This window comes from Sulfuricurvum sp. RIFCSPLOWO2_12_FULL_43_24, assembly GCF_001829605.1.
GTDB lineage: Bacteria > Campylobacterota > Campylobacteria > Campylobacterales > Sulfurimonadaceae > Sulfuricurvum.
In genome coordinates, this window is sequence record NZ_MIBT01000072.1 from 1 (window position 1) to 17,438 (window position 17,438).

The 17,438-nt window shown below is 43.1% G+C and carries 17 protein-coding genes; 8 read left to right on the forward strand and 9 right to left on the reverse strand.

Annotation, left to right across the window (positions count from 1 at the left end):
• Positions 1-278 precede the first annotated feature (278 nt).
• Positions 279-1,010, reverse strand: coding sequence for a hypothetical protein (locus A3G19_RS06900; RefSeq protein WP_294871529.1), 732 nt, complete (start codon positions 1,008-1,010; stop codon positions 279-281).
• A gap of 233 nt (positions 1,011-1,243) precedes the next feature.
• Between A3G19_RS06900 and A3G19_RS06905 the strand changes: the two genes are divergently transcribed.
• The 4 genes from A3G19_RS06905 to A3G19_RS06920 are packed head-to-tail and all read left to right on the forward strand — an operon-like array spanning position 1,244 to position 6,927.
• The gene (locus tag A3G19_RS06905) at positions 1,244-3,256 is read left to right on the forward strand and encodes a TonB-dependent receptor (protein WP_294871532.1); all 2,013 of its coding nucleotides are present in this window, start codon (positions 1,244-1,246) and stop codon (positions 3,254-3,256) included.
• Positions 3,253-3,783, forward strand: coding sequence for a hypothetical protein (locus A3G19_RS06910; protein ID WP_291750948.1), 531 nt, complete (start codon positions 3,253-3,255; stop codon positions 3,781-3,783). The genes A3G19_RS06905 and A3G19_RS06910 overlap by 4 nt, the downstream gene beginning before the upstream one ends.
• Positions 3,780-5,708, forward strand: coding sequence for a GGDEF domain-containing phosphodiesterase (locus A3G19_RS06915; RefSeq protein WP_294871536.1), 1,929 nt, complete (start codon positions 3,780-3,782; stop codon positions 5,706-5,708). Before A3G19_RS06910 ends, A3G19_RS06915 begins: the two co-directional genes overlap by 4 nt.
• Positions 5,709-5,760: 52 nt before the next feature.
• Positions 5,761-6,927: a pyridoxal phosphate-dependent aminotransferase gene (locus A3G19_RS06920; RefSeq protein ID WP_294871539.1), complete on the forward strand. Its 1,167-nt coding sequence runs from the start codon at positions 5,761-5,763 to the stop codon at positions 6,925-6,927.
• Between the two features lie 97 nt (positions 6,928-7,024).
• Here the strand turns inward: A3G19_RS06920 and A3G19_RS06925 are convergent, their stop codons facing one another.
• The 6 genes from A3G19_RS06925 to A3G19_RS06950 all read right to left on the reverse strand — a co-directional run bounded on the left by A3G19_RS06925 (position 7,025) and on the right by A3G19_RS06950 (position 11,762).
• A complete protein-coding gene (locus tag A3G19_RS06925) occupies positions 7,025-7,246 on the reverse strand; it encodes a hypothetical protein (protein ID WP_294871540.1) in 222 nt (73 codons plus the stop codon).
• A 72-nt stretch (positions 7,247-7,318) separates the two neighbouring features.
• Complete coding sequence (locus A3G19_RS06930; protein ID WP_294871543.1) at positions 7,319-7,864, reverse strand: hypothetical protein; 546 nt, start codon at positions 7,862-7,864, stop codon at positions 7,319-7,321.
• A 17-nt stretch (positions 7,865-7,881) separates the two neighbouring features.
• Positions 7,882-8,829: a UDP-3-O-(3-hydroxymyristoyl)glucosamine N-acyltransferase gene (lpxD, locus tag A3G19_RS06935; RefSeq protein WP_294871545.1), complete on the reverse strand. Its 948-nt coding sequence runs from the start codon at positions 8,827-8,829 to the stop codon at positions 7,882-7,884.
• Between the two features lie 5 nt (positions 8,830-8,834).
• A complete protein-coding gene (gene ilvN, locus A3G19_RS06940; RefSeq protein ID WP_015653500.1) occupies positions 8,835-9,311 on the reverse strand; it encodes an acetolactate synthase small subunit in 477 nt (158 codons plus the stop codon).
• Positions 9,311-11,005: an acetolactate synthase large subunit gene (locus tag A3G19_RS06945; protein WP_294871548.1), complete on the reverse strand. Its 1,695-nt coding sequence runs from the start codon at positions 11,003-11,005 to the stop codon at positions 9,311-9,313. Before A3G19_RS06945 ends, ilvN begins: the two co-directional genes overlap by 1 nt.
• A 151-nt stretch (positions 11,006-11,156) precedes the next feature.
• Positions 11,157-11,762, reverse strand: coding sequence for a class I SAM-dependent methyltransferase (locus A3G19_RS06950; RefSeq protein WP_294871549.1), 606 nt, complete (start codon positions 11,760-11,762; stop codon positions 11,157-11,159).
• Between the two features lie 155 nt (positions 11,763-11,917).
• On the opposite strand from A3G19_RS06950, the gene A3G19_RS06955 reads away from it, so the two are divergent.
• The gene (locus tag A3G19_RS06955; RefSeq protein ID WP_294871550.1) at positions 11,918-12,340 is read left to right on the forward strand and encodes a host attachment protein; all 423 of its coding nucleotides are present in this window, start codon (positions 11,918-11,920) and stop codon (positions 12,338-12,340) included.
• Positions 12,341-12,356: 16 nt separating this feature from the next.
• Here the strand turns inward: A3G19_RS06955 and A3G19_RS06960 are convergent, their stop codons facing one another.
• Positions 12,357-13,220 (reverse strand): hypothetical protein, encoded by an 864-nt coding sequence (locus A3G19_RS06960; RefSeq protein ID WP_294871553.1) that lies wholly within the window; start codon positions 13,218-13,220, stop codon positions 12,357-12,359.
• 146 nt (positions 13,221-13,366) lie between these two features.
• On the opposite strand from A3G19_RS06960, the gene A3G19_RS06965 reads away from it, so the two are divergent.
• The 3 genes from A3G19_RS06965 to pcm are packed head-to-tail and all read left to right on the forward strand — an operon-like array spanning position 13,367 to position 14,825.
• Complete coding sequence (locus tag A3G19_RS06965) at positions 13,367-13,705, forward strand: TraR/DksA C4-type zinc finger protein (protein WP_015653495.1); 339 nt, start codon at positions 13,367-13,369, stop codon at positions 13,703-13,705.
• Between the two features lie 10 nt (positions 13,706-13,715).
• Positions 13,716-14,189, forward strand: a complete 474-nt coding sequence (locus A3G19_RS06970; protein WP_294871555.1) for a DUF2603 domain-containing protein — start codon at positions 13,716-13,718, stop codon at positions 14,187-14,189.
• A gap of 21 nt (positions 14,190-14,210) precedes the next feature.
• The gene (pcm, locus tag A3G19_RS06975; RefSeq protein ID WP_294871558.1) at positions 14,211-14,825 is read left to right on the forward strand and encodes a protein-L-isoaspartate O-methyltransferase; all 615 of its coding nucleotides are present in this window, start codon (positions 14,211-14,213) and stop codon (positions 14,823-14,825) included.
• Here the strand turns inward: pcm and A3G19_RS06980 are convergent.
• Complete coding sequence (locus tag A3G19_RS06980; RefSeq protein WP_294871560.1) at positions 14,815-17,409, reverse strand: cation-transporting P-type ATPase; 2,595 nt, start codon at positions 17,407-17,409, stop codon at positions 14,815-14,817. The genes pcm and A3G19_RS06980 overlap by 11 nt on opposite strands.
• Positions 17,410-17,438: the final 29 nt, after the last annotated feature.

Below are 17,438 nucleotides of genomic sequence, written 5' to 3' on the forward strand. Positions count from 1 at the left end.
TATTGTGTTGACATAAGGTCAACGTCTCGAAGACACCGTCTCGAACCGTTTGACCTACTTAGTTTTCAATGATCTCAAACTCAAACTTAACTCTTCTTTTCGAAGCGTCTCATCGTTTGTGGACGGGAATTATAGGGGATTTAGTCTTAGATGTCAAGAGGTTTTCGAAAGAATTTACTATAAAATTACAATGGATTCAAATGGTTACATAGCGTTATGAAAGTGACCAAAAAGAGCTTTCATTATAATAGAGATTTTGACTATGAATCGACATTGCTTTATTGCATCATGTAAAGATTATTACTCGAATCGCATGCGGCAATAAAAAGATCTTTTAACTCGCGGTCAAATGTCATGACATAAACATCACTATTGTTAAGATCAAGCTGCTTAAAGTTCTCCAACAAAATACCGTCCGCTACATTTTTACCGTGATCACATTTGGTAAAGTTGAACGATTTGAGTGTTTTGCCATAATCATAAAGGTTTGCTTCCCATTCATCTTTAAATAAATAGAGAGAATCCGGATTAGCGGCGATGTAAATATGATGATCTTCTATTGAGTATTTATCAATCAAGTCATTAAATATCGGAGCTATATTGGAAAATTTTTCAATGTCCCAGAACAAATAGGCACTGCTTGCAGACGTTTTGGTACTCTTGTTGACCAATGTCAGCCTCTTCGCGATATTAAAATGGCTGTGAGCCATATCGTTGATCAGTTCAATGCTATTTTTGAGTTTTATGGCATCCTCCGTGTTAAAACGCAAAATCTTCCCCAATTCGATGTAGAGTTCCAAATCCTGAAGTTCCTGCCATGCTCCCCCTTTTTGATAGAAGCCAAGAGCACGGAGTTTTCCGGGAGAAAATAAAAGATTAACCTTTATCGGTCTGCGAGAGGTATAAGCACGCGTTACAATGGCTAAGACTCTACGTCCGTTTTCGGTATCGGGAAGTTCGATCGAACCATAATATTTTTGATTGATAATGATTTTTTGTACGCTGGGCATTAAAAGTTTCCTTGTTATTCGCAGATATTTTAGCGCGGATAACTTAGAAATTTATGGGAAAAATGGAAAATAATAAAAAAAATGTTTTATTTAATTGGAATAAAAATAATAACTCATTATTATTTTTCGAAAAGTTACACTAACTCCCTTATTATCATCTTTTTAGCTTTTTTTTTACTCTCCTTTAAACACCCTTCAGCAACAATGAGAAACTAAAATAATAAGGAGATTTATTGAAACTATCCATCTGTGCTGTTTCAGTGATCGCCCTTGTTTTAAATGCCAATGATAGTTCTATTATTACATCTCTGAATGATGATATGCTTCAGACTGCACAAATGGCAACTCAAACCAATCATAATATCGATTACCAACCTTTTATCCTCTCTATTTTACACAATGACGACATCTCAAAATTGGGAATCAAAACTTTGGGAGAAGCACTGATGCTAATTCCGGGCGTTGATATGGCTACCAACACGATGAATAATCGAACACCAATTTTTAGGGGTTCCAATCCTACCGCGTATGGCCAATCGACCCTCATTATTGATGACGTGGTTGTAAACGACGATCTTTTCAGCAACTACAACTCTTATCTCGATTTTCCGATCGAACTGATTGATCGGATTGAAGTGGTACGCGGCGCCGGAAGTTTCATTGAAGGGGTAAACGGATATGCAGGAACCATAAATGTAGTTACCCATGCACAGCATGATTCTCTGCGTACTGAAACCGGAACTCTCTTTGGTTGGGGAGGAAATAACACGATGATGGGGCTAGGCGGATGGAACAGATATCATGGTGAAACATGGAAACTCTCTCTTGATGCATTCACTCAACGCCATAATCAAAAAACACCTATTAGCGTTATCGATGCAGCAGGACGTTCGGGATATGCACAATTAGGCATGGAGCAGAACGGCTTTGGAATAGCCTATGAAAATAAAGGATTCACTTTACGCGGTCGATACAATGATTATCAAAGTGACAGTGCATTCGGTAATCTTAATATTCTCCCGAATGAGGATGGGAAACTTCAACAGCCCACATGGTATATTCAGGGCAAATACACACTTCCCTTGATTCAAAAGATGCGCCTTATACTTAAAACATCCGTCATGGAGAATACCTGGCAGAGTGATTCTACTCCTCTACCGGTAAATTTTGTCTACAACAGCATTACCTTGCCTGATGGTTACTCTGCATCATTGCTTATCAAAAGTCGCCGTATAAGCGGTGGGGCTTCTCTTCATTACACCGGATTTGAAACTCATCATATTACGGCAGGAATCGAATCGACATGGGACAAAGCCGTCGATATGCACTCTATCACCACCAACAAAGTTACAGGTATCGGTATGGTAGATTATACCGATACACCGCAAGCCTTTATCGATGCAAAAAGTGCCAAACGTCAAACTACCAATCTCTTTCTCAGTGATATGATCACAATCAATGATATGACAGCAGTTGCATTTACGGTAGGTCAAATACAAACATCTGATATAGAGTCACATACGAATGGACGAGCAGCTATCGTTTATCAGCCGAACCACAATAATATTTTCAAACTGATGGCAGCGTCTGGATCACGAAACCCTTCTTTTCAAGAGATGTATATTACTCCAAGCGCGTATGGAACCGGGAATCAAAATCTTACCCATGAACATGTCCGTTCAATCGAAGCGCAATATTTACGAAAACTGAATTCGAGTCTCACCGCAGGACTCAATCTTTTTTACATCGAAAATTCTCAACAGATTGTCCGTGATGAAGCCGGGAAATTTCAAAATTATGGAAAAAGTACTATGGATGGGGCGGAAGCCGAATTACACGGGAAATTCTCTTCCGAAGATACCGTCTCACTTTCTTACAGCTATCTTCATGGAAAGACAGAAGACAATCAACACTATGAAGCCGCCCTCCCCTACACGGCTTCGCATCTGATTAAAGCTGCCTATGCCTATGATCTTTCTGATGATTGGACCTTAGGGGGTGTTTGGCAATATGTTGGATCCAAAAAGCGTTATTCTCCTGATACGCGCGATGCTTTAGCAGCATACAATACACTGGATATTGCATTAGGTTGGAATATGAATACCCATAAAGGCTGGTATGCCCAGGGGGTCATCAAAAATATTGACAATACGATAGTCCGCTACCCTTCCCCTGCCTCAACCTATAGAGATGATTATCCGATCGAAGGTCGAACATTTTTGATTCGAACAGGATTAAAATTTTGATGCGGATTTGGGTTCTTTTTTTCATTCTCCTTCTTAGTGTTCAGGCAGAAGATACCCTATTGCTCAATTCTCATATCAAGATGATCCCAAAAATCATGGCTCTTGACACACGATTATCGGCTAAATCATCATCCAACAAATCAATTTTGGCCATTGTTTACGAAGGAAATCGTAAAAATGTGGCCCAAAAGATCGCGGATGAAATCAATCTTAACCATAATGGAAAAGTAGCCAACCTATCTTTTAGCACAGTGGCACTTTCAGTCGATGAAGTTCTTGTGCGCCAGGATATTTCTTTTACCTATTTAACTAAAATGAGTACGTCATCCACCCGAAAAATAGCAGCATGGGGTATAAACAATACAATACCAACCTTTTCGTATGATATGTCTAATCTTGAAGAGGGCATATTGGGTTCAATCGCCATTGAACGCTCCACCGTCATCTACATGAATAAAACTGTCCTTAAAGAGGGGAAATTTCGTTTTAATGATACTTTATTCCAAATTGCGAGACTTATCGAATGAACCGTTTTAAAAATGCTCGACTCTCAACCAAACTCTTTTTTAGTCTAGTGATCACTTTTCTCATCATCTTTGCAACCATTACTTTCGTAACTTTTGTAATCGTTCGTGATTTGACTATGAATACCCAAAAAGAGAAAGCCGCTTTATTGATTGATGCGGTTGAACCGTCCATCTCTTTATCCCTATTTTTAGGGATAAAAGATATGGGAGACAAACTCTCTTCTATCACACGTCTTGATGAAGTTATCGCGCTTAAAATATCTGATAATAATGGGAAAAATCTCCTCGATTATCAGCAATATACAACATCTTCTCCCTATGAATCCATCAAAATATCTAAAAATCTGATGGAACCCTCATCCCTTAAACCAATCGGTTCCATCACACTCACCTACTCGGGTGAAGAATTTAACAAAACCATGAATCGGTTTTATACCCTTTATGGATGGATTGCCCTAAGTGTTTTTGGAATCCTTTGGCTGATGCTCATTTGGATTAATCGACTCTTATCGCCGATTAAAATGATCGCTCGAAAAGTTCGAAACTTTAAACCGGGCGAAAAAATAACTTTTGACATCCCCTATGCCCAACGTGAATTTACTCAAATTATCCATGCATTTAGAGTAATGCAACAAAGTGTCTGGGAATATTCGCAAGAGATCGAAACGATTAATAAAAATCTTGAAATTAAAATTGCTGAGCAAACCCATGAAGCGACGCGGCACCTTTATTATGACAATCTCACGACCCTTCCAAATCGTCTTAAACTCCAAGAAGATTTATCGACAAAACAGAGTAATACGGTTGCTATTTTAAACATCGATGATTTTAAAGAGATCAATGATTTCTTCGGAATCGATGCAGGAGACTGGCTTCTCAGCCAAATCGCTCACTGGCTTGTCGAAATGAAACTCTCCCCTTATCGGCTCGGTGGTGATGAATTTGCATTTCGTCTAAAGCAGGGAAGCACATCAGCCGAGTTTCGCCATAACATCGAAATGCTCCTTTCCCTTTTAAGTGAAAAGCTTTTTATGATTTCAGAAGAAACGGTTCATGTCCGAGCTACCGTCGGTATTGCAATCGACAGCGATAAACCGCTCATTCATGCCGATGTTGCGCTTAACAAAGCACGAAGCGCAAAACAACCGTATTCCGTGTATGACCAATCTGAGGGAATTGAACAACAATATCAAGCCAACATTGCGATGTCTGCTCGCATCCGTCAGGCTTTAGTCGAACACCGAATTGTTTGTCAGTATCAACCTATCGTCTCCTGCAGCAGCGGTAAAATCGAGAAATTCGAGACCTTGGTACGGATTAAAAACGAGGACGATTCACTGATTGCTCCCAATGATTTTCTACCAATTGCCCAAAAAACCAAACTCTACCATCACATTACTCAAGAAGTTGTTTATCAAGCATGTAACCTCTTTGCGGCACGGCATGAGCAATTTTCGGTTAATCTCTCCGGTAGTGATATTTTAGATAGCAGAACCGTATCGACGATCGAAAATATTCTCCGCCAAACCGGTACAGCCGATCGGATAATTTTTGAAATTTTAGAGTCTGAGGGTATTGATAATTTCGATGAAGTTGCTTCGTTTATCTCTCGGATGAAAGCACTGGGAGCAAAGATCGCTATCGACGATTTTGGAACAGGCTATTCTAACTTTGAAAACATTCTCAAACTTAACGTTGATATTCTCAAAATCGACGGTTCACTCATCAAGTCAATCGATGAAAATCCGCGCCATCGAATTGTCGTTGAAGCAATTGTTGACTTTGCCCAGCGTATCGGAATCGATACGGTTGCCGAATTTGTATCTTCCGAAGAAATTTTACAAAATGTAACCGATTTGGGCATTACCTATGCACAGGGATTTCATACGGGAAAACCGCAGTTTTTAAATCAACAACTGATGTAAAATTTAAAGCCAGCCATGTTATAATTCCGAAATTTTTTATAAGGGTACACCCATGTTAACCGATCGCGTCAATATACTCTCCGAATCGATTACCATCGCTATCTCAACGTTAGCACAGGAGCTCAAAGCACAAGGGAAGAACATCCTCAGCTTCTCCGCCGGTGAACCTGATTTTGATACACCACAAGTGATAAAAGATGCTGCTATTAAAGCTATCAATGACGGTTTCACCAAATACACTGCGGTTGACGGAATTCCTGATCTTAAAGCAGCCATTGCACTAAAACTCAAACGTGACAACGGTCTTGAGTACAAACCAAACCAAATCATCGCCAACAACGGTGCAAAGCACTCACTCTATAATCTATTTGCCTGCACAATCCAAGCCGGTGATGAAGTGATCATTCCTGCACCATACTGGGTTACTTATCCTGAACTTGTCATGTATTGTGGTGGAACAGTCGTCGAGATTATGACAGACGATGCAAGCGGATTTAAAATTACCCCTGAGCAGCTCAAAGCAGCGTTGACACCGAAAACCAAAATGTTAATTCTCACCTCTCCGTCCAATCCGACCGGTGCCGTCTACTCACAAGAAGAGCTTACTGCTCTTGGAAAAGTATTGGAAGGGACCAATATCATCGTTGCGAGTGATGAGATGTACGAAAAACTGATTTATGACGGTGAGTTTACCTCGGCCGCTGCGGTCAGTGATGATATGTTTCAACGTACTGTTACCATCAACGGACTTTCAAAATCGGTTGCAATGACCGGATGGCGTTTTGGGTACATGGCAGCAGCCAATACCGAAATTATCCAAGCTACTAAAAAATTGCAAAGCCAAAGTACATCAAACATCAATTCGATCACTCAAAAAGCAGCCATTGTCGGACTTAACGGTGATGCAGATGCAGATATTGAAGCGATGCGTGTTCAGTTTAAAGCGCGTCGCGACGAAGCGGTTAAATTGTTTAACGAAGTTGATGGATTATCAGTACTCTCTCCCGCAGGTGCATTTTACCTATTCGTGAACATCAAAGAGGTAAGCAATGATTCAATGCAATTTTGTAAAGAGTTACTCGAAGAACAAGGGATTGCAGTCGTACCGGGAGTAGGATTTGGTTCTGAGGGGTATTTCCGATTTAGTTTTGCAACCGATATCGAAAGTATTCGCGAGGGGATTAAACGTATCGCAACTTTTGTAGCAAATAAGAAATAGTTGCATAACCGTTCACCCTGAGCCAGTCGAAGGGTAAAACGGTTCATGGTTCGACGAGCTCACCACGAACGGAAAAACGCTCAACACTAAAAAGTAATTATTGGATACTTTTTAGTGCTTCCACAACCGCATCAATATTTCCCATTGGAAGATGAACTTTCCATTCAGGATTTTTGGCATCACCGGATAAAGAGATCCCGATGCTCGCAACGCTGTCACTTCCCGCACCGTACGGCTCATCTACCTTACTGATAGAAATTATCCCTTTTTTTGTCCCATCCAATGGAATCTCTTTAATAATTGTTACACTAGAACTCATAATCTCTCCTATAAAACTGTATAGAAAAGAGTTTAGCCGATTTTGGCTAAAGCAATCTTAAAAAAGGGGAGTTTATTCGGCAGCTTGTACTTTTGAAGAATTTCCATAAATAAAGGCATACATTTTACGATAATATCGCTCGTTACGTGTACGATCCGTAGCGCTGAAATGGTGATACCGGCCCAACGTTTCCCATGAATATCCAAAACTTTTGACGAGCTTTGTCAAAATGGAATTTGCTTGTTCACGCGACGTAGAATCTTCAAAATATTCGTGAAGCATCGGATTCGGATGGTATTTATAATTGATTTGGTATGGTCCGAGATCGAGGTTGCTAATCCCACCGTCGATTAGTGCCTGGGCTTGGGCACTGCATTGTTCGGCTGAACCGCATTTGATTAAATGACCATTAACTGCAAAACCTGCATTTTTTGCACGTTCGGCTTCTTCAATTGCGTTAATACGGATAACGTGAGGATTACATTCACCGTTCTCTTTTAAACATTCACAATGCTTTATTGCATCGAGAACGATATCGGGCATACGGATTTCAGCAGGTTCACCCTCAGCATAAACAATACTGCCAAGTAACATCAAACCTACTGCTGCAATTTTCACCGTCTCCCCTTAATAACTTACGATTCTAACATTTTAGCAAGTTTTGCCTGCATTCTCAGCCATAATTTATGTTCCATTAAAGGAAAGCCGCTATAAATACCTTTATTAACGATACTTTTCGTAACACCTGAGCGAGCGGCTAACGTTGTAAACGGAGCGATACTTAAATGTCCTGCCGTAGCACTTTGACCACCCATAACAACATTTCGTCCCAGCGTAGTAGAGCCCGCAAGTCCCGATTGCGATACAATAATGGAGTGTTCGCCCACAACACAATTATGCCCAATTTGAACCAGATTATCGATTTTAACACCCTGCTTTATAATCGTCGAACCAAATACCGCACAATCCACGGTCGTATTGGCACCAATCTCTACATCATCTTCAATAATTACTTTACCGTTTTGATAAAGCTTGATATGCTCACCCATTTTTGTGTGGGCATATCCGAAACCATCACTGCCTATCACCGTTCCGGCGTGGATCATAACACGATTGCCGATCACACAATCACGATAAACGCTCACATTGGGATAAAGGATAACATTATCGCCGATTACCGCTTCAGCACCGATGTAAACACCGCTCATAATGGTACAGTTAGCGCCGATTCTAGCACCGTTTTCAATATGGGCGGTCGGATAAACACGTGTACCCTCTCCAATAACAGGAGGGAGATCACTGCTTTGTATCGGTTTGGCAAAATGCTTAGAGAGGAGCGCTACATACATATATGGCTCATCAGAATTAAGAACCACTACACCCTCAGGAAGTAAATGAGCTTTTGAAGCAGGAAGGATCACGGCAGATGCTTTTGTCTCAGAGAGCTCTTTTTCGTATTTAGAGTCAGAAAGGAATGATATTTCCCCCTCTACTGCATTTTTAAGGGTATTCATCCCCGTAATTTCAATCGAATCCTGGATCTCGTTACAACCTAAAAAAGCCGCTATTTCATAAAGTTTCATCTGTTTTATCTCTCTAATGCCACAGAGCCGCTGCGAACGATCTCTTTGGGGTGAAAACGTTTGATTGCTTCCAGAAAATGATTGACACGAGAGGGTTCATCAGAGATCATTACGATCATCGTGTCACTGCCAACATTGACGATACGCCCATTATAGGCGTGAGTAAGGGCTTCAATATCGCCCAATGACTCACTCATCGGAATTTTGACCAACGCCATCTCCGTCTCAACCAAATCGGCATGTTCGTAGACTCTCAGTACCGGGATAAGCTTGTGCAGCTGTTTCGTAATTTGTTCAACCACACGGACGGATCCTGCGGTTACGATGGTAATACGAGAATACTTCGAATCAGGGATCGGAGCTACCGTAAGCGATTCAATGTTGTATCCACGCCCTGAAAACAGTCCTGCAATACGCGAGAGTACGCTTGCTTCATTCATTACGATAACGGAAATAACGCGGCGTTCTGTCTGTTCCATCATTATTTCTCCTTGTACTCTAACATCATATTAAATAATGATCCGCCTGCCGGAACCATCGGTAAAACGTTTTCAAATCGGTTAACAGAGACATCAATGATCGCAACGACATTTTTTTCAACCGCATCTTTGAGTGCGGCATCAAATTCATCTTTGGTTGTTACCCGATACCCTACTCCACCGAACGCATCGGCAAGCTTCACAAAATCAGGCTGCATCGAAAGATCGGTAGAGGAGTGACGCTTGTCATAGAACAAGGTTTGCCACTGACGAACCATTCCCAAGAAGTTATTGTTCAAGATAACATTGATAACCGGGAGTTTATACTCAACCGCTGTCATCAATTCTTGGATATTCATAAGTATCGAGCCATCACCCGTGATGTTAATACTGACACGATCCATATCGGCACGTTTAACACCGATTGCCGCCGGAAAACCGAAGCCCATCGTTCCAAGTCCCCCTGAACTTACCCATTGACGAGGGCGAGTAAAGGGATAAAACTGCGCCGTCCACATCTGATGCTGTCCGACGTCGGTTGAGATATTGGCACCATCACCCAAGAGCTGTCCGATACGCTCAACTACCCATTGCGGTTTAATGCGATCTCCCTCTTCTTTGTACGAGAGAGGATGAAGCTTGTTAAAATTTGCAATGGTGTTATGCCATGATTCATAACGTTTAGGATCGACTTGCTCACGAGCAAGAGGAATCATTTGCTCCAATACATTTTTGACATCTCCAACGATTGGAAAATGGGCATTGACCAATTTTGAAATACTCGCCGGATCGATATCAACATGGATGATCTGCGCATTTTTCGCAAATTCAGAGAGCTTTCCCGTAACACGGTCATCAAAACGAGCACCCAAACCGATAACGAGATCGGTCTCAGACATCGCCATGTTTGCCGCATACGAGCCGTGCATCCCAAGCATCGAAATCAATAACGGATCATCATAGCGGAGCGTTCCGCGTGCCATAAAGGTCTCTACCGCAGGAATTTGAGTCATTTTGGAGAACTCACGCACCAGCTCTGCCGCATTAGCGTTGATAATCCCACCTCCGAGATACAAGAGAGGACGTTTAGAGCTCGCGATCGCTTCCATCGCTTTTTTGATCTGACGCGTGTTACCCTTGGTCGTCGGTTTATACGTCTCGATATCAACCTCTTTGGTGTAATCAAATTTAGCGATTTGTGCCGTTACGTCTTTTGGAATATCGACATGCACGGGACCCGGACGACCGGTGCGGGCGATATAAAATGCCTCTTTGAGAATACGTGGCAAATCAGCCGCATCCGTTACTAGATAGTTGTGTTTCGTACACGGACGGCTGATACCGACCGCATCGATCTCTTGGAACGCATCGGTTCCGATAAGAGACATCGGCACCTGACCGCTTATCAGTACGAGAGGGATAGAGTCCATGTAGGCATCCGCTAATCCGGTCACACCGTTGGTAAAGCCGGGACCGGAGGTAATCATCGCCACCCCTACTTTACCGGTAGCTTTAGCATACCCCTCTGCGGCATGTACCGCTGCTTGTTCGTGTCGTGTCAATACATGCTGAAACGATCGCTGTTTGTAAATCTCATCATAGACATTCATGATCGCCCCGCCGGGGTAACCGAATACGACTTCGACTTCCTCGGCGATAAGTGCTTCGATAACCATCTGTGCACCGCTGATTTGCATGTTGTCTCCTTATTTATTAAATTCAAATGCTTCCCTCAGCCGAGGCAGATTAAAATTGGCTGATAATATAACTAAAAAAGTAGGGAATTATAAAAGAAAATAGCTATAAATTACGTTAAAAGAACCCAACCCAGCCACTTTATCCGAATAATTATGGTTTTTTAGATGCCGTTACAAGAAATATCGGATATTCTCGTGTCTCTTTTTCAACCGTATAGGCATGGTGAAATCGAACATGTTCAAATCCGGCGTTTTCAATCATCTGACGCAATACAGAGCGCTCAAATCCAAAATGGTATACTCCATCATTTCCATGAGAGTGAAACGTTCCATCTTCCGCTTCTAAATCGGCGATAGCGATGAAACCGTCTCGTTTTAAATGGGCATGAAAGGTTCTAAATAAATCTTCCGTGTCCTCAACATGGTGCATTGCCATCGAACTGACGATTCCATGAAACTGCTTATTTAACGGTTCTTTGCAGATATTTTGGCAGATCGTTTCTACACATAGATTTTCAGAATTTTTACTCTCAAGCTGTTCCAACATTTTCTCAGAGAGATCGACACCCACAACTTGATTCACCATGCTGGCTATTTTAAAACTGAGCAGTCCGGTACCTGCACCAAAATCCATGATATTCATATTATTTAATAATGAAATGCGGCTGCTGATGGTTTGGAAGACGCTGTGGGCGATATTTTGACGCATATCCCCTTTGTCCCACCCCTGTGCAGCTTGATTAAAACGTTCCGTCATGCTCTACCTTTTAAGCTTATAATCTCTTGTTTGTATGTGAGGGTATTATAAGATAATTCTCTCATAATCCGAATGAAATAATCTTTTCTTTAAGATTTCAGGTGTACCATCTCTATGAATCATTTTAAACTCTTCGCAACATAAAGGAGACTCCAATGGAACACAACGGCAAATTGATTATCGTAGCAGATATGGGTGAACTCAAAAGTTATAAAGTGCAAATGATTACAGCAACAAACCGCTATCACTTGGAACTTCAAAGCGATTTGGATTATATTGAGGGTCGTCAAAGTATGAGTGAAACACTTAGTGATGATCAGGGCCGCTTCAAGAATGGCAGCGGAGAGGATCACGGTGCTGAGCACGAACGTGAACAGCGTTTGGTTCAACAAATCTCAGATGATATATCTGCAATGCTCTCTAACGCACAACCGGGCTCTTGTTACCTTGCATTTCCGACTAAACATCATAATGAGCTGACATCAGCCCTCTCCGATCGAGCACAAAAAGCTTTGGCTAAAAATATAGACGCCGATCTTGTCAAATGTCCGGTAGAGGATTTGCTCTCGCATTTCTAAGGATGAGAATAATTACTCATGCACCTGTTTTTTTACGGCTGACATAGTTTAATACCGCCATAGAAACGATCAGAATACCGACTCCGCTGATCAAATAAAATGCAAAATGCATATTTCGAATATCGTTGATAGCCACTTTGAAAACAACCATCAGCGATTCGATGGAGAGGGCGATGATGATCGAGGTCAAAAATTTGGTGAGCGTTTTGTATTCGGTCCCCTCTTCGAGGGTTAGGGAACGGTAGAATACCTCTTGTTCCAAGATCGTTTTCGCCAGATCGTAAATCGCAATCGCGAGGGTAATCCCAATAATCGATTTAAAAACGTACTGAAGGGTTTCATCACCGCTGCTCATCAGGGCTTTGACAAATCCCAGCAATCCATACCCGCCTAAAAACAGCGCAAGCAACACAAGTCCGCCCCCAAGGAGTCCGTAAACCCACATCGAGAGTTTAGAGATGAGGCGGGTACTCTCGATCAGATGCATTTTGCCCAGTACCGCGACAAGATCGAGATCAAATACGGCAATTTTTCCATCGGAGTATTTTCGGGCGACAGAGACTTTCGGCTGACCGCTGTTGGCACAGATGTAGGGGTTGGAGATGTAGTTGCCTTTATCGTCAAACTGGATACGGTTTATAAAATAGGCTCTGTCTGAGCCATTTAAACTCATATCATGGCCGCTTCGTCGCCATGTCGGAGTAATCTGTTCCCCCTTTTCATCCATCAAATACATATCGGTGAGACAAGGAAGTCGTTTAAAAAATTTATTAACTTGAACATCATCGAAATCGTGCTGAGGAGTATCGCTGATCGTATTCAGTAAAAATCCCTCTACCGCTTCTCGGTTTTCACGGTATATCTGCATCATTTGTTTCATTCGTTTTGTTCCGTCCTGTTAAAGTTCTTTAGTGTATCCAAAACCGCTTACGGATGTCAAAATAGAGCGTGAATCTAATGCATACCTTGTTACCATTTTTGAGTTATCATTGATGAGTATTTATTTTTTGTAAAAAGGGGCATATCATGAGTACACGACACGATCTGGATCTCAAAGCATTCGAAGTGATCCTCAAAACCGAAAAAACAAAAATCGAAAAAAATATCGCTCTCCTTAAAGCGGAACTGAGCAGTATCGTCGATGAAGATGAAATCGATGATGTAGAAGGGATTGCGGGGCTTGAAATTGACAATACGAACGATCAAGCACTTCTGCAAAAGTTGGAATCAGAGATGTCGGAGATTAATACAGCACTCAACAAAATCGCATTGGGGAGCTACGGTATTTGTGAAAGAACCGGCAAACCCATCCCCGTGGCAAGATTAAATGCCAATCCTACGGCACGAACCCTAGTAAACGAGTGAGAGGGTTTCAATGCCATACCCTGATCATTTGAATAATCATTTAAGTCAAGTTGCTGAAAAAATGGGAATGAACCTCTCTGAGATGACCATCGTAAAAATGTCTCCCGGTACGGATGAGAGGCACAAGGATCTTGAACTCCTACAGGGGAACTGGCATGATGATCGTCCTTGGGCTATCATAGATGAAGAAGATCACCTCTATACTCTGAATTCTGTTGACTCCTTGGCCAAGATCATACGTCTTTTGAGCACTACCCAAAGTGAAGTTTTTCAACATAAACTTGAAAAAGCGATTTGGCAGCGTTTACCGATAGATTTCGAAGATGTTTGGGAAGTAGCGATGGATCGGATACGGACGATGGCTCAAAGCCAGTCTGAGAATACCGTTGTCAATATCGATCTCGATTGGCTAGTTCGTGAGATCCAACAAAAATACCCGAATCTTTTTTATCATCTTGACCAGATACTGGAAGGAAAAAAATAACGAAGCGAGCGGAGTCTTACTATGAACACCAACGAACAGCTCATTCACCATTTGATCGATTCAGGGGTTTTGCATTCACAATCTCTCATTCACGCCTTTAAAGTATGTGACCGTATCCTTTTTATCCCGAAAGAACTATATCCCTATGCCTATGGAGACCGTCCTTTACCGATCGGAGTGGCACAAACCATATCGCAGCCCTACACCGTTGCCGTTATGCTGGAACTTTTACATCCTATGCTCGGCAACAGAGTATTGGATATCGGTTCGGGATCAGGCTGGACAACGGCGCTGCTGGCAACGGAAGTCGGAAAATCGGGATTTGTGGAAGGGGTTGAGATTATCCCCTCTTTGGTTGAATACGGAAATGCCAACTTACGCAAAATACCTATAGACAACGCATCGATCACGCTCGCTGATCCTTCAGCTTTGGGACGAGACGGCAATCTCTATGACCGTATCCTCGTTTCGGCAAGTGCGCCCGAAATGCCGACAAAACTCTTCGATCAACTCAAAGAAGGGGGAATACTCGTCATTCCTATCCAAAACAGTATTTGGCATATCACCAAACACGAAGACGGAACGCTCGATGCCTATGAGCTTCCCGGTTTTCAATTTGTCCCCCTTATCGTCTGAAAAAACGGATAACTCCTTTACGAGCCTCTTCTGCCGCCAATATAATAATTGTTACCGCACCAACCGCCCACCAATAGATCGGATCGAACGGATGGGTGCCGAAAACACTACTGAGCGGAGTCACAAAAATAAAAAGCACCAATATCCCGATCTCGGCAGCCACCCCGCCCCAGTAATAACGGTTGCTCCAAAAACCGATGGTGAATAACGAATCTCTTTGACTGCGGCATGAGAGGCCGTTACCGATTTGGGCAAAAACAATAGCGGCAAAGGTCAAAGTGACCGCTTGAAGATACAACGGATCGCTCCACGACAAAGGTTCTCCATTCCAGCCGTGTGCGCTAAGGTAGAACCAAAAAAGTCCCATGGACATTACCGCACTCAACAATCCTAAAAAGCCGAAGGCTCTCAAATAAACACCGAATGTCAATATGTGATCTTTACGGCTTCGGGGGCGTTGATTCATCAACCCCTTATTGGGCAATTCTGCCCCCAGCGCCATCCCCGGAATAATGTCCGTTCCCAAATCGATCGCCAATACCAGCGGAACAGGAAGAGCCAAAGGGAGCCCGAATGCAAAAAAGAGGACATACGGTACCGCTTCGGGGAGATTGCTGGCAAGCATATAGGTGATAAAGCGGCGTATGTTTTCATAAACGGCTCTCCCCTCTTCTATCCCTTTGACAATCGTTGCAAAATGATCATCCATCAGTATCGCATCTGCGGACTGTTTTGCCACATCGGTACCTGATCCCATGGCAATACCGACATCGGCCCTCTTCAGTGCAGGTGCATCGTTGACACCATCACCCGTTACCGCTACCGTCTCTCCCATCTCTTTAAGAAGGGTGACAAGGGAAAGCTTCTGTTCGGGTGATACACGGGCAAATACATGATTATGATGCAACAGCCGCTTGATTGCCGCAGGGGGTAGCGTATCAAGATGTTCTCCGCTCGTTACCTCCGTACTCGCCGTAATGATTCCCGCACTCATCCCGATTGCACCGGCGGTCAGAGGGTGATCCCCCGTAATCATCACCACCCGTATGCCGGCTTTATGACACAACCCGACCGATTCAAGAATATCATCACGCAACGGATCGACCATGGCGATAAAACCGATAAAGCTCAACCCGTTTTCAGCCTCTTGCCGTGATGTCGGGAGCGTGCTGCACTCACGCGACGCAAAACCGATAACCCGATAACCCAATGCCGCCAATGCGTCATGTTTATCCATCAGTTTTTGGTATTCGCTCTCTGAAATCGGCTTTTTCCCCTCTGCGGTCATCACCTCATCGCACAACCTCAAAACTACTTCGGGTGCCCCTTTGGAAAAGATCGAAAATCCTCCGTTAAAAGAGTGTACGGTAGACATCCGCTTTAAATGATAATCAAACGGATACTCAAAGACAATCGGATATTCACTCCGTCGCTGTGCAACATCGGTATAGCTGAGGGCAAAAGTAAAAAGAGCTTGCTCTACCGGATCACCGTTTGAAGCATCGGCGCGGTTGCACAAAAGAGCGGCATTCAAAAGCTCTTGCGAGGGGGGCTGCTTTTCATCCTCTTCCCATGCCGCCACTTCCATCTTGTTTTGGGTAATCGTCCCCGTTTTATCGGTGGCTATCACCGTTACGGCTCCCAGATTTTCGATCACCGAGAGGCCGTTGACTAAAAATCCCTTGGAAGCCATCCGCTGTGCGCCAAATGCCAAAGCCAGCGTCACTGTCGGCAGCAGCCCCTCAGGGATCAGCGCAACCAATACCCCCAGAGAAAATAAAAACGTTTTCCATAATTCGTTATCTCCGAATCCTGCGAGGAGCATTAAACTTCCGGCAATCACCACGGATGTCAATGCGATCTGTTTCGAGATATGGGCTATCTCCTTTTGCAGATGGGTGCTACCCGAATCGACACTTTGGGTTAACACCGCAATCGCCCCGTAGCGACTCTCCTTGCCTGTGGCAAAAACCAGCCCTTGTGCCTCCCCTTTTACGACATAGGTTCCCGAATAGAGGACATTTTTGATATGATCGCTCCCTACAGCGTCTGCGGAGACGAGTTCGCTCTCTCCGGTGAGGGTACTCTCATTCACCCAGATATCCGATGATTGAATCAGATACAGATCAGCAGGAACTTTATCCCCCTCGCCAAGCAATACAATATCTCCGGGGACGAGGGAGCTTGCCAATACCTCACTATCAACACCACTGCGACGGACGCTAACTTTTAAGGGGAGCATATTTCGCAATGCCTCGAGACTTTTTTCAGTCCGATATTCCTGATAAAAACCGAATGCCCCGTTCAAAACAATCACAATAACGATAGCCCATCCGATGGGAAGCATATTGGATGCAGGGTCGATCCACGCAATAGCGAAACTGATGCACGCGGCAACCCACAGCAAAAGGGCAAAAAAATGGGTAAATTGGGCGGTTAATTTAGAGTACCAAGGTGGAGTGGGAATTTTAGAGAGGAGATTAAAACCGTGTTGAAGATGTCGTCGTTTAACTTCCTCATCGCTTAACCCCTCTTCAGAGGAATCGAACGTTAAAAACAGCTCGTGGAGTGTCATTGCATTCATATTTTAATGCCAAACCCCTTCAATAGCCG

Coding starts and splice junctions, on each gene's coding strand:
- A3G19_RS06950 (WP_294871549.1), bottom strand. CDS start 11,762: ATGACGGAACGTTTTAATCAAGCTGCACAGGGGTGGGACAAAGGGGAT.
- A3G19_RS06900 (WP_294871529.1), bottom strand. CDS start 1,010: ATGCCCAGCGTACAAAAAATCATTATCAATCAAAAATATTATGGTTCG.
- A3G19_RS06945 (WP_294871548.1), bottom strand. CDS start 11,005: ATGCAAATCAGCGGTGCACAGATGGTTATCGAAGCACTTATCGCCGAG.
- pcm (WP_294871558.1), top strand. CDS start 14,211: ATGAACACCAACGAACAGCTCATTCACCATTTGATCGATTCAGGGGTT.
- A3G19_RS06980 (WP_294871560.1), bottom strand. CDS start 17,409: ATGAATGCAATGACACTCCACGAGCTGTTTTTAACGTTCGATTCCTCT.
- A3G19_RS06960 (WP_294871553.1), bottom strand. CDS start 13,220: ATGAAACAAATGATGCAGATATACCGTGAAAACCGAGAAGCGGTAGAG.
- A3G19_RS06920 (WP_294871539.1), top strand. CDS start 5,761: ATGTTAACCGATCGCGTCAATATACTCTCCGAATCGATTACCATCGCT.
- A3G19_RS06925 (WP_294871540.1), bottom strand. CDS start 7,246: ATGAGTTCTAGTGTAACAATTATTAAAGAGATTCCATTGGATGGGACA.
- A3G19_RS06915 (WP_294871536.1), top strand. CDS start 3,780: ATGAACCGTTTTAAAAATGCTCGACTCTCAACCAAACTCTTTTTTAGT.
- lpxD (WP_294871545.1), bottom strand. CDS start 8,829: ATGAAACTTTATGAAATAGCGGCTTTTTTAGGTTGTAACGAGATCCAG.
- A3G19_RS06965 (WP_015653495.1), top strand. CDS start 13,367: ATGAGTACACGACACGATCTGGATCTCAAAGCATTCGAAGTGATCCTC.
- ilvN (WP_015653500.1), bottom strand. CDS start 9,311: ATGATGGAACAGACAGAACGCCGCGTTATTTCCGTTATCGTAATGAAT.
- A3G19_RS06955 (WP_294871550.1), top strand. CDS start 11,918: ATGGAACACAACGGCAAATTGATTATCGTAGCAGATATGGGTGAACTC.
- A3G19_RS06970 (WP_294871555.1), top strand. CDS start 13,716: ATGCCATACCCTGATCATTTGAATAATCATTTAAGTCAAGTTGCTGAA.